This is a genomic window from Pseudomonas agarici, assembly GCF_900109755.1.
GTDB lineage: Bacteria > Pseudomonadota > Gammaproteobacteria > Pseudomonadales > Pseudomonadaceae > Aquipseudomonas > Aquipseudomonas agarici.
This window is the reverse complement of the sequence record NZ_FOAR01000019.1, coordinates 96,280-109,806: the sequence shown is the minus strand read 5'-3', so window position 1 is coordinate 109,806 and position 13,527 is coordinate 96,280. Positions and strand designations below refer to the sequence as shown.

General features: G+C 59.5%; 6 protein-coding genes and 2 pseudogenes. 6 read left to right on the top strand and 2 right to left on the bottom strand.

From position 1 onward, the window contains the following. The 3 genes from BMX68_RS25970 to BMX68_RS17590 all read left to right on the top strand — a co-directional run. The coding region (locus BMX68_RS25970; protein WP_218145913.1) for a hypothetical protein at positions 1–529 on the top strand (529 nt) is incomplete at its 5' end. Next, positions 529–1,686, top strand: a complete 1,158-nt coding sequence (locus BMX68_RS25595; protein WP_143063315.1) for a DUF6708 domain-containing protein — start codon at positions 529–531, stop codon at positions 1,684–1,686. The genes BMX68_RS25970 and BMX68_RS25595, both read left to right, overlap by 1 nt. Before the next feature lie 6 nt (positions 1,687–1,692). Continuing rightward, on the top strand, positions 1,693–2,457 hold the full coding sequence (locus BMX68_RS17590; protein ID WP_074862427.1) for a hypothetical protein: 765 nt from the start codon (positions 1,693–1,695) through the stop codon (positions 2,455–2,457). 17 nt (positions 2,458–2,474) lie between these two features. Here BMX68_RS17590 and BMX68_RS17585 read toward each other — a convergent pair. Further along, positions 2,475–2,969: pseudogene (locus tag BMX68_RS17585) on the bottom strand (IS5 family transposase); the annotation flags it as partial. A 270-nt stretch (positions 2,970–3,239) separates the two neighbouring features. Here BMX68_RS17585 and BMX68_RS17580 point away from each other — a divergent pair. The 3 genes and pseudogenes from BMX68_RS17580 (at position 3,240) to BMX68_RS17570 (ending at position 7,655) form a co-directional block, all read left to right on the top strand. Next, positions 3,240–4,961 (top strand): annotated as a pseudogene (locus BMX68_RS17580) (type I secretion system permease/ATPase). After that, entirely contained in the window at positions 4,954–6,303 is a 1,350-nt protein-coding gene (locus BMX68_RS17575) for an HlyD family type I secretion periplasmic adaptor subunit (protein WP_017132360.1), read from the top strand. Before BMX68_RS17580 ends, BMX68_RS17575 begins: the two are co-directional and overlap by 8 nt. A 2-nt stretch (positions 6,304–6,305) precedes the next feature. Next, positions 6,306–7,655 (top strand): TolC family outer membrane protein, encoded by a 1,350-nt coding sequence (locus BMX68_RS17570; RefSeq protein WP_017132361.1) that lies wholly within the window; start codon positions 6,306–6,308, stop codon positions 7,653–7,655. Between the two features lie 51 nt (positions 7,656–7,706). On the opposite strand, the gene BMX68_RS17565 is transcribed toward BMX68_RS17570, so the two are convergent. Further along, positions 7,707–13,322: a putative Ig domain-containing protein gene (locus BMX68_RS17565; RefSeq protein WP_074862425.1), complete on the bottom strand. Its 5,616-nt coding sequence runs from the start codon at positions 13,320–13,322 to the stop codon at positions 7,707–7,709. Between the last annotated feature and the right edge of the window lie 205 nt (positions 13,323–13,527).

The following is a 13,527-nucleotide window of genomic DNA, read 5'->3' as shown; positions in this document are numbered from 1 at the left end:
GACGGGAAGGATAGCGGCGAACTGGGGCGGTGGGTTGAAGTTGTATGGTGGGTTTTTGGGGGCTATTGGTGGGGTGATTGGTGGTTCGTTAGATGCAAATGCTGCGATTGATCAAGCCTACAATAGACAATTTTCTCTGGCGTTTGCATATGCTGTTAAAGGAACCGCCACGTTTGGGGTTTCAGTTCTTTCTTTGGGGTTAGCGATATCGGGAAGCGGTCCCTATTTACGTATGCTGATGGTTAAGACGGGGAACGCTATGACTTTAAAATTTCTTCAGGCTTTGGAGTTTGTTGCTGCACGTCTAGCCACTGAGCGAGCACTCCTTATGATGCGTGCGGGTTTAGCCCGATTCGCCTGGATTGCATTGTTTGTTGGTGGTGCAATATGGCTCTTTGAACCGAAGAAAATTGAAGTTTGGTGCAATAAATCAATATTTCGGAAAAGTAAAAAGGCTAAGAGATTTAAAAACCAGGCTGAAGAGATTATAGGCTTGGAATCCGCCTTCAATAGCATGGTTGGTGAGTAATGTTCTTATTTGAGCGGATGATGTGGTCTGTAAAGACAGAGAGCCCAGAGATACGCGAGTTCTGGAGAAAAGAAACAGCCAAAAATGAAGAGAATGGTTCCACAGCAAAAGTACATGTGAAGAAAAGCTCAAAGCAATGGAGGTTTTATGAACGAGCCAGTGATGCTCCTACTGACGCGAATTCATTGTACGCGTTTGATGAAAATCATATTGATGTGCGTGCAGCTTTTCAGGAAGAAAAAAGAGGACTAATTACATTTGGTTTTTTGGCTTTTGGAGTAGGGCTGAATTTCTACATGTTTTATGCGTTTGTATGGGTGATTATTAATATTTTAGTTTCGGATTTTGTTTCGGGAGACTCGTCAGGTTTTGGAGGGTGGTTTTTTGGTGGGATGATTGTGAGTCTTTGGTTTGTAATGAATTATTTCCTTTGGAAATATACGTGGCGCTGGATTCGTGTTGAGTTGTTTACCCAGCGGTATTTGGTTGCGCGTTTTAATCGAATAACTAAGCAGGTTTATGTCAGTCGTCCAGATTATGCGGGGGGTATTACTACTTTACCGTGGAGTGCGGTCATTCCGGCTATAAGCCCAGAAGATCCCGATTTTATGGGTATGGGTGGTTTTTTGATTTTGGGTTTTCTTTCCGAACACACCAGCGCGGGCTACGACGAAACCCTGATGCTGGGACGCCCCATGCACGGTAATCAGGAACTGGTTGGGTTCTGGGAGTTTATCCGCCGCTACATGGAAGAAGGGCCGCAAGCGGTGCCCAAACCCAAGCGGTTACTCACGCTTCGGCCTACTCCGATTGAACCGGTGCGGGCCACCCTGCGTTTTATGTCGGGTTTCTGGCGTAATGGCGGAAAGATCACCGCCTTAATCACTGGCACCTTATTGTCGCCCCTTATTGTACTGCATGCGTTGTGTCATTGGATCTCGCTGCTTCTGTGCTGGGCGCCACGCTGGCCCAAGGAGATCCAGGAGGCTGGACAACCCGGCAAGCCCATCCCAAAACTCACTACAGCCGAAGATTTCGGTCCGGTTATCGGTGCCAATTTGCGGGCCAATACCCTGAAAGAACGTAGCGAAACGCCTATGCTCGAACGCCCAGGATGGCGGCCTGCTGTCCGGCAGCAAAATAATTCCGATGCGTAATTGGCGATGCCCACGTCGCTAGAGACCCAGTGGTGGGAAGACCTGCACATTGCCGAAGGCAACCTGTTTTGGCGCGCTTATGCATTAAACCAACAGGCGCTTATAGAAGACGCCCGAGACGGTTTGACGGAAAGCAAATCGCTGTTCGCAAGCTTGCCGCTCAAAGACATTGCAGCCACCGCGATCAAGGAAATCAAGCGCGGCAAAAGCATTATCAATGCCTTCGAAAAGGCCAACAAGGTGCTGGCCGATGGCGAAAAGCCGACGCCCATGGAGTGGCTGGCCCGCTCGCAAATGGGCGTGTTGATGGGCTGGTATGCACAACTGGCCAAAGGGGTGTTCACCTACGGTTCGCCCAACAGCGTCGACAAGGCGATGGCGAATGTGCTGATCACTGCCGTGAGTTGGCGCCTGGGCCACTTTGCGCCGCAATTGCGCCTGGAGGAATTGGCCGAGGCCAAGACGCCGAAAAGCATTGAGCGGGTGCGGCTGGAGTTGCAGGTGCGGGTAAGGGCGTCGGTTCAAGCTGAATTGGAAGCGGGCAAGGTCGGTAATTTTTACGCGTTGCGCATTGGTGTGATCGTCGGTCTGTATGAAGCCTTTCAGTTGTACAGCAAAGCGCAGGCGATGTCCGAGGGGCATAAGCAGAAGGCTGAGTTCGCGGCGGCGGCGTTGGCGACCACGGCGGTTGCGCTGGAGTTGATGCATACCGGAGCGGAATGGACCAGCAAGAAGTATGGGGCCGCGACGGCGACGGGAAGGTACCACTGATTGCCTTTTTTCGTCTAATGCATCTGGGGATCGCGGGCCTTCTCCCGGTTTTTGGTCGACGGCGGCGCGGCAATCAGTGTGGCATCGACAATCGTTCCTTCACGCATCAGCAGGCCTTTGGCGGCCAGATGCCCGTTGATGGTGTCGAAGATTTTGCGGGTCAGCGCGTGGGTTTCGAGCAGGCGACGAAACTTCAGCAAGGTGGTGGCGTCCGGCGCAGCCTCGCGTCCCAGATCAATGCCAACGAAGCGGCGGATCGACTGGCTGTCGTAGAGTGCATCTTCGATCCCTTCATCGGACAGGCCGAAACATTGCTGGGCCACATACATGCGCAACATCCGCTCCAGGCCCACAGGTGGACGGCCCGGCCCCTTGCCCTTGGGGTAGAAGGGTTCCAGCTAGGTTATCAGCGCCTGCCACGGGGTCACGGAGTCGATTTCGGCGAGAAAACGGTCGCGCCGGGTCCACTTCTTCTTGGCAGCGTACTCAAGATCGGAAAAGCTCGATTGCATGGCAGGCAGGTTCACTTTGTATTGGAGGGCTTGATTATCTCAATTCAGGCGCCGTGGTGGAACTGCTTGGGGAATGGGCTGGAATAAATCAGCGTTTCCCTAGAGGTGGTGCGCGAGCCGCTTACCGCCAATTATTTGACTTTAAGGGGTGATGTCTGGTAATAACGACATAATACCGTCAGCAGTCGAGCGCGACGGTGACGGAGGCGGGTTCTCCTTTGCCGCGCATTGCGTTCAGAAGTGACTATTGCTTTGACAGGATGACACTCCATGCGCCTGCTGCTCGATCCACGCCACGACATTGATGTCGCCTTGCTCTCTTATCGCCGAGTATTCTGGTCGCTGGGGCTGTTCAGCGGCGCGATCAATATGCTGGTGTTGGTGCCTTCGTTGTACATGATGCAGGTGTATGACCGGGTTCTCACCAGCCGCAATGAAACCACGTTGTTCATGCTGACCCTGATCGCCCTGGGCCTGTTCATGGTCAGCGCCTTGATCGAATGGGTGCGCGGCCAAGTGATGATCCGTATGAGCGCGGGTATCGACGAGGCTCTGGGCGAGCGCCTGTTCGATGCTGCGTTTGCTCGCGGCCTGCGCGAGCACAACGCCAATCCGGCGCAGGTGCTTGGCGACTTGGCCACGTTGCGGCAATTGATCGCCGGCCAAGGCTTGATCGCTTTGCTCGATGCGCCGTGGCTGCCCATCTTCCTGTTGATCGCGTTCATTTTTCATCCCTGGTTTGGGGTGTTGACGCTGCTCCTCGCGCTGGTATTGGTCGGCCTGGCGCTGTGGGGCGAGTTGGCGACCCGGGCGTGCCTGGGCGAAGCCAATCGCCTGAGTGTGCAGTCGGCAGCCTACGTCAATAGTACCTTGCAGAATGCCGAAGTGATTTAGGCGCTGGGCATGCTCGGGCCGCTCCGTCAGCGTTGGAGTCTGCTGCAACAGCAAATCATCGCCGCTCAGGCACATGCCAGCGACCGCGGTGCGCGGATCTCGGCGACCAGTCGTTTTGTACGTATTTCCGGACAGTCACTGTCCCTCGGGCTGGGGGCGTTGCTGGTGCTCGAAGGCCAGTTATCGGGGGGCATGATGATCGCCATGTCGCTTTTGCTTGGCCGTGCGCTAGCGCCGGTGGAAATCGCCATCGGCTCGTGGAAGCAATTCAACAGCGGGCGCCAAAGCTACCAACGCTTGAGCCAGTTGCTGGTCCAGCATCCGCGCGGGCGCCCGCGCATGCCATTGCCCGCGCCCACCGGCGCGGTGCGCCTGGAGCAGTTGTATGTTGGCCCACCGGGGGCTTTGCAGCCGATCCTGCGCGGCATCCATTTTAGTCTGGGCAAAGGTGAGGTTCTCGCAGTGGTCGGTCCCAGCGCCAGTGGCAAGTCGACTCTGGCCAGGGCGCTGGTGGGCGTATGGCCGGCCATGGGCGGATCGGTGCGTTTGGACGAAGCCGAAATTAGTCAATGGACATGCGAGGCGTTGGGGCCGCACCTGGGCTATTTGCCGCAAGACATCGAACTGTTCGATGGCAGCGTCGCCGACAACATTGCCCGTTTTGGTCGGCAGGAGGCCGACAAGATCATCGCCGCCAGCCGCCACGCGGGCATCCACGAGATGATCCTGCGATTCCCCAAGGGCTACGACACCCCCCTGGGCCCTGGCGGGCTGGGGCTTTCCGGTGGGCAAAAGCAACGCCTCGGGCTGGCGCGCGCGCTGTATGGAAATCCGTCGTTGGTGGTACTCGACGAGCCCAATTCCAACCTTGACGAAGCCGGGGAATTAGCGCTGGTGCAGGCCATCAGCGCGCTCAAGGTCGCCGGCAGTACCGTGGTGTTGATTACTCACCGACCCAGTGTGCTGGCGGTGGTCGATCATATCCTGCTGCTCCAGGACGGCGCTCAACAAGCGTTCGGCCCACGGGAGCGGGTGCTCAAGGCGCTGATGCCGGGGCCTCGGCCGGCGATGGTCCGGGAGGCTGGCGGCGATGCGTGATCTGACTCCGGGCGTGACGATGTACGGCGAGGTCCCAGCGTTATCCCGAGCCAGCACCGATGCCGACGGGGCGGCGCGTTATGGCGTGGGTTTGCTGGTGGTGGCATTAGGGGGCGCGTTGCTCTGGGCTTGTCTGGCACCGCTCGATCAGGGGGTGGTGGGTAGCGGTACCGTGGTGGTGGCGGGCGAGCGTAAGGCGGTGCAGTCATTGATCGGTGGCGTGGTTGAACAACTGCTGGTCAACGATGGCGATCGCGTCAGCCAAGGGCAGTTGCTGGTGCAGCTCAATACGGTGCAGGCACAGTCGCAGTTGGACGTGATTTTGGGCAAGTTGCTCAATGATCGCGGGATCGAGGCACGCTTGATTGCCGAGCGCCTGGGTAACGCCGGGATCGAATGGCCCAGCGAACTGCTGCAGCGTGCCGATGAGCCGCGATTCAAGGCTTCCATGGCCTTGCAGAGCCAGTTGTTTCATACCCGTCGGGCGGAGTTGGGTAGCCGCTTGCAGATTCTCGAACACGAGGAGGCCTCGTTGCAGCAGCAATTGCGCGGCTATGAAGGGGTCAAGCGTAACTACGATGCGCAAATGCAGTTCCAGCAGCAGGAACTCGATGGACTGCGCGATCTGGCGGGTGAAGGTTACGTGCCGCGCAACAAGCTCTATGAGGCCGAGCGTAACGCCGCCCAGTTGGCGGGGCAGATCGCCTCTGGCATGGGCGATATCGGCAGGACTCGCCAGGCCATCAATGAAAGCCGTCTCAAGGTCCTGCAGGCGCAACAAGAATTTCGCCGCGATGCCGAAACCCAGCTCAGTGAGGTTTCCGCCGAAGCGGCAGGCTTTGCCGACCAAATGCGCGCGCTGCGGTTCGAGGTCGACAACGGTGCCATCCGCGCACCGGTGGCCGGGCAGATCATGGACCTGAGCATTCATACGGTCGGCGGTGTCGCTCAGGCCGGCCAAAGCTTGATGCAGGTGGTGCCACTGGATGCGCCGATGGCGATCACGGCGCGTTTCCCGCCGCTGCTGGCCAATAAATTACATCCCGGGCTGGCGGTGCATGTGCACTTTACCGCCTTGCAACGGGTGGATACGCCGACAGTCACCGGTACGGTGAATACGGTGTCGGCGGATCAGTTGCTCGATGAACAGACGCATCAGCCGTACTTCGCCGCGAAGGTCGGGATTGGCATCGATACCGTCACCGCGCTACAGGCCGCGGGACTATTGGTACGCCCCGGTATGCTCGCCGATGTCACCGTGGTGACAGGCGAGCGCACGTTGATGAATTACCTGATGAAACCGTTGCGCGAACGCTTGCTGGCCGCCTTCAAGGAAGAATAAGCATGATCAGATGTCATCGCCATGGCGTTTGGATGTTGCTGGGCTTGTGTAGCGCTTGGTGGGCGGTCCAGCCCGCCTGGGCGGGCGTGGACGGCTTGAGTCTGACCGCCTCCTACGACGCCTCGCGCCTGAATGATCCGACGCTGCACTCGGCGGCGCACGCCTATGAGGCCTCGCAACAGGAAGAGACAATCGGGCGCGGAGGCCTCTACCCACAAGTGTCGCTGACATCACGTTACGGCCGAGGTGGGCGTACCGATGGCGGTGACGACAACGGTTATGTCAACAGCAACGATTACCAGGCCGATAACGTTACCCTGGCGGCGCAGCAAGCGTTATACGACCCGGCTCGCTGGGCGGCATATCGGGAGGGCAAGGCGCGGGGGCAATTGGGCGTCCAGCAGTTCGACGTCGCTGGCCAAAGCTTGTTCGAGCGGGTTGCCAAAGGCTACTTTGATGTGGCTCGGGCCGAGAATGAGATTAAGTTGATTGCCCAGCAAAAGACTGCCATTCGCGGCTTGGTCGTGCAGAGTAAACGGCTCTATCAGTCTGGCCAGGGTGCGATCACCGACATCGACGAGGCCCAGGCGCGGCTCGATCTGGTCGAGGCCCAGGAAGCCGAGGCGGCGGCCCATCGCGTGGCGGCGTTGCGGGCGTTGTCGGGGCGCACCCGTGTGCCTGTCGACGATATCCAGCCCATGCGCGAGGAACTCGTCGTCAGCAGTCCGCTCCCGGCAGAGCGGGATTTGCCATACTGGACGACAATCGCCCACGAGGCCAGCCCCGAGCTGGCCGCCCGGCTGGCGGCGGTGAGCGTGGCGCAAGCGCAGGCGGACAGCCAGCGCGCCGGGCATTATCCGAGCTTGTCGCTGACCACTCAATTGAGTCATCGGGAAACCCGCCAATATCAAGACCTCGACCCGCGCCAGGACAGCTATTACATAGGCGTACAACTGGATATCCCGTTGTATCGTGGCGGCGCGGTACGGGCCTCGGTGGCCAAGGCCGAGGCGCAGTTGGCCGGCGCTCGATCCGAATACGATGTGCAGCGCCAACAATTGGCCGAGGAGATCGAGACGGACTACCTGGGGGTCGTTGCCGGATTTGCCAAGAGCAAGGCGATGGAGCGGGCGGTGGAGTCCAATCGGCGGGCGCTGGCATCGACGGAAAAAGGCCTTCAGGGTGGTGTGCGTTCTACCGTGGATGTCCTGGATGCCCAGCAGCGAGTCTTTCAGGCGCGTCGTGATCTGCTGGACACCCGGCTCGACATGTTACAAAGCTACGTGAGCCTGCACATCCGCACCGGCCAGATGAATCGCGCGATCCTGGAGCAGGTGCAACGCCTGTTTTGATAATCGGTGCCGGACACGCCCTCGCCACGGGGCGTGTCCGGCTTTTTTCGTTCAGACAGTGAAGTCGCTGGCGTGCAGTTCCTTGACACCCACCAACTGGATTTCGAACTCGGCACTGGCGTCGGCATTCAGGCTGGCATAGAGAATGCCATCGGCAAAGCGCAGTTGACCGGTGGCGTTGTCGGTGTCGAAGGCATTGGCGCCAATGAACGTGAAGGCCTGGACGCCCGCAGTCAGCGGGTTGGCGTCCAGGCCGGTGAAGTCCAATTGGTCGCCCTCGCTGGTCTTGAAGCCGTTGATCACATCCCGCAACGCGCCGACGCCCATCTGCGATAGCGCCCCGAACGCGTAGGTGTCCGCGCCAGTGCCGCCGGTCAAGCTGTGGGTTCCCGCGCCGCCGATCAGTCGATCGTCGCCCGCGCCCGCCAGCAGGGTGTCGTTGCCCGCGCCGCCATCCAGGACGTTGGCGCGGCTGTTGCCCGTCAGGTTATCGGCGTAGACACTGCCTGTCAGGTTCTCGATATTCTTCAAAGTGTCGAGCCCAGAGCCCAGGGTGTTTTGTTGCGCAGAGGTCGAAAGCGTCGCGGTAATCGCGGCCAAGGCCCGTTCGAAGGACACCGTATCCTGGCCATCACGCCCGTCCAACACGTTGTTGCCGGCACCGGCGAATAGCGTATTGTCCAGCGCATTACCGGTGCCATTGGCGGAACCACTGGCGTCGATGTAGAGGTTCTCGACATTGTTGGTGAGGGTGTAGGCCGCCAGGCTACTGTGTACGCTGTCGATACCGCCCGTCACCTTATTGCCATTGGTCTCGATCACGCTATCGTCGAGGTTGTCGACATAGTAGGTGTCGTTGCCATTGCCACCGCTCAGTCGGTCGGCTCCGGCGGCGCCATCGAGCACGTTGTCGGCGGCGTTGCCGGCAATGAAGTTGCGCAGCTCATTGCCAGTGCCGTCAATGGCCGACACGCCACTCAGTACCAGGTTTTCGAGGTTGGCGCCCAGGGTCCAGCTAACCGATGCCTGCACGATATCGATCTGCGAGGCCGAAGTATCGCTTTCCACCACGCTGTCGAACCCATTGTCGACCACGTAGATATCGTTACCGTCACCGCCGGTCATGGTATCGGCGCCGAGATCGCCGTCCAGTATGTCGTTGCCCGAGCCGCCTACCAGGGTATCGTCCTGATCCGTGCCGAAAATATGCCCGCCTTCATTCTGCGCGTTGTCGAAAATATCCTGCACGCTGTGGTTATCGTCAGCATTGCCCTGGAAACCAAGGTCATCGGCGATGTAGTCGGCTAGGCGCTGGCCGACGATTTCCGCCGACTCCTCGTGCAAGTGCCAGACATCGTCGGGATACACCAGCGGATCGACTTCATAACGCAGTGGCAGGTCGGTGTAGTCCACCGCCAGCTTGACGTCGCCGCGCTCGGCGGCGATGGCCTCCTGGATCGCCCGGACATAGCCGACCCCTTCGACGATGCCGGCAATCTTCTCCTCGGAATAACCATGGGCGCGCGCCGCGTCCGCCTGGTAGTGACCGGTCTCCATCAGGTACACGTTGAAGCTGCCCAATTGTGCGTGCAGGTAGTCGAACACCGCCAGCGTCGCCGCCTTGTAGGCCGCCGCGGCCGCCTGCTTGTCGCTGGCACGGGCGATCTCCTGCGCGGCTTCCTCGCCCTGGCCCCAGATGATGCCCATGGTGACGTTATCGATGGCTTGAAGTTCAGTGAGTTGGCCCTGCAGCAGCGCCACCGCGCGCAACAGCGCCGGTCCGGGCTGCTGGATGTCGGTCAGCCACCAGCACAGTTCGAGCTCGACGGGGCTCATCGTCGACAAACCGTCGACGGTACTGCCACCCACCGCGATGTCGATGCCATTGCCGTCGGCATCGTCGAACTGGCTGCGCACGTCATAGTCGGTGTACTTGCTCAGGTCATTGACCAGCATCGAAGTACCGGATTGATCGTCGTCTTCGCTCATGCGCATCAGGCGCGCGTTGGATTGGCCGAGGGTCGGCAGGTAGAGGATATCCTGCTGGGCGCGCTCGGCGAATACGAAATCGTTGGCGGTCAGGGTGTTGAGGTAGTTGCCCTGGAGGGCGATCTCGAAGCGATTGCCATCGGCGTCGACCTCGCTGGACTTGATGTAGGTCTTGTCGCCGGTATCGTTCAGCGTGAGGTACAGCGTGTGGTGGCTGCCATCGCCGAGGCCGAGGAAGCCCAGGCCAGAGACATCGATCTTGTCGACGCCGGCGCTGAAATCAATGAGTGTATCGGTGGCCGTGATGCCGCCCGTGTCGTAGTCGCGGTAGCTGTCGAGCGTATTGTCATAACGGAAGGTGTCGGCGCCGCTGCCGCCATGCAGCTCGTCGCGTCCGCTGCCGCCATCGATGATGTCCATGCCGGCGCCTGCGTTGATTGTGTCGTTGCCGCCCAGGCCGAGGATTAGGTCGGTGCCGGTGGTGCCATTGAGGGTGTCGGCGCCGTTGGTACCGGTCAGGGTATTGGTGGGATCGTCGGCCACGGTCAGTTCGAAGCCATCGCTGACCGTGGCGCCAGCCGGATCGGTGGCCTTGATCAGCACACTGTAGTCGCCCGCCGCAGTGCTGGGTGGGGTGCCGCTGAACGTCAGGGTGGCGGCATTGAAGCTCAGCCACGTGGGCAGGGCACTGCCATTGGCGAGAGTCGCGGTATAGCTCAGTTGATCCTGATTGGCATCGGTGAAACTGTTATGGGTGACGGTATAAGTGAATGGCGTGCGTTCGGTGGCATTTTGGTCGAGTAGCGGTATGCTCACCACCGGTGCCACATTGCCGGGTGTGTGCTGGTCGGCGAAGACAAAGTGACTGGCGCTCAGGCTGTTGAGCAGATTGCCTGCCAGCGATACTTCGAAGCGGTTGCCGTTAGCATCGGCGGTGAGGTCCTTGAGGTAAGTGCGGTGGGTCGCGGCGCTGTAGGTGACCAGCAAAGTGCCGTCGCGGCCGTTGCCCAGACCGGTATAGCCGAGTGCCGAGACATCGATTTTGTCGTCGGATACGCTGAAGTCGAGAATCTGGTCACTGGCGCCGGTGGTCTCGGTACGATAGCTGTCGAGTTGAGAGGTAAAGCGAAAGACATCGGCGCCCGCGCCGCCGGTGAGTTTGTCGATGCCGCTGCCGCCGACCAGGATGTCATTGCCTGCGCCGCCATTGACGAGGTCGCCGCCGGCCCCGCCGAACAACTGCTCATTGGCCATGGTGCCGGTCAAGGTGTCGTTGCCCGGCGTACCGTCGATCACAATGGGGGACGCAGGCACATCTTGCACGGCAAGGGTAAAGGTGTCGCTGACCGTGGCATGGCTGCCGTCGGTCGCGCTGACCTGAATGGCGTAGGTGCCGGACGCCGTGTCGCTGGGCGTGCCGCTGAAGGTACGGCTGGCGGCATCGAAGAGCAGCCAGTCGGGAAGGGCGCTACCGTCGAGCAGGGTGGCGCTGTAGCTGAGGTTGTCGTTGTCCGGATCAATAAAGCTGGTGGCCGGCACTACGTAGCTGAACGGTGTGTTTTCGGTCGCTGCCTGGTCCACCAGCGGGGTGGCCACCACGGGTGCGTGATTGACTGTCGAGGGGCTGGCAAAGAGGAAGTTGGCGCTGCTCAATTGGCCGAGGTAGTTACCGTCCAGCGCCACCTCGAAGCGGTTGCCATGGGCGTCTTCAGTCAGCGATTTAATGTAGGTCTTGGTCCCGGCACTATTGAGCACCAGGTAGACGGTGTCGTTCTTGCCGTCGCCCAGGCCGGTAAAACCCATGGCCGAGAGATCGATCCTGTCGGCGCCGACATCGAAGCCGGTGATCAGGTCGTCGACGATGGCGCCACCGGTACTGTAATTGCGATAGCTATCCAGGCGATTGGAAAACACATAGGTATCCGCCCCGGCTCCTCCGGTGAGAATGTCCATGCCGGCGCCGCCGTCGAGCTTGTCGTCGCCAGCGCCGCCATTGAGGCTGTCGTCGCCCGCCAGGCCGAGCAGGGTGTCGGCCGAGTCGGTGCCTGACAGCGAGTCGTTGCCGCTAGTGCCGGTGAGGATCCGGTTGAAGATGAAGTTGCTGGCACTGAGGGTGTCGGCGACGTTACCCGTGAGGATCAACTCGAAGCGATTGCCACTGGCGTCGGGCTCGTAATCCTTGATGTAGGTGCGGTCGCTGTCGGGGTTGTAACTGATCTGCAAGGTGCCGCCGCGACCGTTGCCCAGGCCGGTAAAGCCAAGGCCGGCGAGATCGATCTTATCCTTGGTGACATCGAAGTCGCTGAGGATGTCGTCGAAGCTGGTGGTGGCGTTGCGGTAGCTGTCGGACTGATTGGCAAAACGGAATGTATCGGCGCCAGCACCGCCGGTGAGCTTATCGATGTGCGCGCCACCGACGAGGATGTCGTCACCGCCACCGCCATTGATGATGTCATTGCCGGCCTTGCCATAGAAAATCTCGCTGGCGCCGCTGCCCAGCAGGGTGTCGTTGCCGTCGGTGCCTTGTACCGTGATCATCGGTAGCGTGTCGCTGACATAGCTGCCGTCGCCATAGACCAGGGTGTCGCCCCGGCTGGTGTGGCTGATGGTGTTGCCGATAATGGCGTTGCGGTCGGTGCCGTCTTCGTTGCGCTCGGCCACGCCATAGGTCGACAGGTTGCTGCCGCTGATGAGGTTGCCCTGGATCGTGTTGTCGCTGCCGTTGAAGTACTTGCCGGACACCCCCGCCGTGTCGTCGTAGGACTGGATGATGATTTCGGCGACGGCGGCGCCCAGCGAGTTGTTATTGAGGGTGTTGTCGGTGACATCGACGTTGTTGCTGCCATAGATGCGCACCCCGGCACCGCCGTTGTCATGGATATCGACGCCGCTGACAGTCACCTCGCTGGACAGTTTAATCAGTACCCCTTCGGCACCATTGCCGTACATCGCACCGCCGCTGATGGTGATGTGGTTGGGGGAGGGAATATCTTCGCCGCCACGTTGCACGACGATGCCGTTGCCGCCGTTGTCGTAGGCAACGTTGTTGGTGAGGGTGAAGTCGTGAGTGCTGGTGACGACGTTGAAACCGTGGCGATCGTTGTCGTAGGCCACGTTGTTTTCGAAGGTGCTGGCGCTGAGGAAGTCAGCGACGAAGCCGTCCAGGCCGTTGCCGTGTGACACACTGTTCTTGATGACCATGTTGACGGTCTGCTCGTGCGGGTCGAAGCCGTACCCGGAGCAGTCCTTGATCTCGACGCTGTCGAGGGTGACGTTGGAGTCGTAGCCTTCTTCGCCGGGAATGTAACCGTTGAACCAGCCGTCGATCTTGCCGGTGGTATGGTCGCGGTTGCCGTCGATGGTCAGGTTACTGACCCCGAAGTCGTGGGTTTCCTCGCCATAGGCCGAACGGATAATGCCGGTGATCTTGGTGTCGGAGCCGTCGGCGACCTTGACGGTGGTTTCGCCCATGCCGTCGCCGGACAGGTACACATTGCTTTTGAGCATCAGGCAGCCATCGGAAGGCTCCTCGCCGGCCGACACGATGTAAGTGCCGGAGGGCACGTACACCTGCCCTCCGCCAGCGGCGGCCGCCGCATCGATTGCATTCTGGATAGCTGCGGTGTCATCAGTGATACCGTCACCTTTTGCGCCAAAATCTTGTACGTTGAAAATCATGATTTATCTCCTTTCCCTGACCTAATCACGCGAATTGCCAATATATCGTCGGCTTTTGTGCTGTTATGACAGGTTGGAGCGGAAAAGTTGTGACCGTATATCGGCTAAACGTCAAAAAAATGATATTTTCTGATCAGGTTTACGAGTTGTTTATTTTTGTGGCGGATTATTGACTTTATGTGCGTCAATTAACTGCAGTCTTGTG

What these genes read in the sequence shown, in the direction of transcription:
- BMX68_RS25595 (WP_143063315.1), top strand. Translation starts at nt 529, where the DNA reads ATGTTCTTATTTGAGCGGATGATGTGGTCTGTAAAGACAGAGAGCCCA.
- BMX68_RS17590 (WP_074862427.1), top strand. Translation starts at nt 1,693, where the DNA reads ATGCCCACGTCGCTAGAGACCCAGTGGTGGGAAGACCTGCACATTGCC.
- BMX68_RS17575 (WP_017132360.1), top strand. Translation starts at nt 4,954, where the DNA reads ATGCGTGATCTGACTCCGGGCGTGACGATGTACGGCGAGGTCCCAGCG.
- BMX68_RS17570 (WP_017132361.1), top strand. Translation starts at nt 6,306, where the DNA reads ATGATCAGATGTCATCGCCATGGCGTTTGGATGTTGCTGGGCTTGTGT.
- BMX68_RS17565 (WP_074862425.1), bottom strand. Translation starts at nt 13,322, where the DNA reads ATGATTTTCAACGTACAAGATTTTGGCGCAAAAGGTGACGGTATCACT.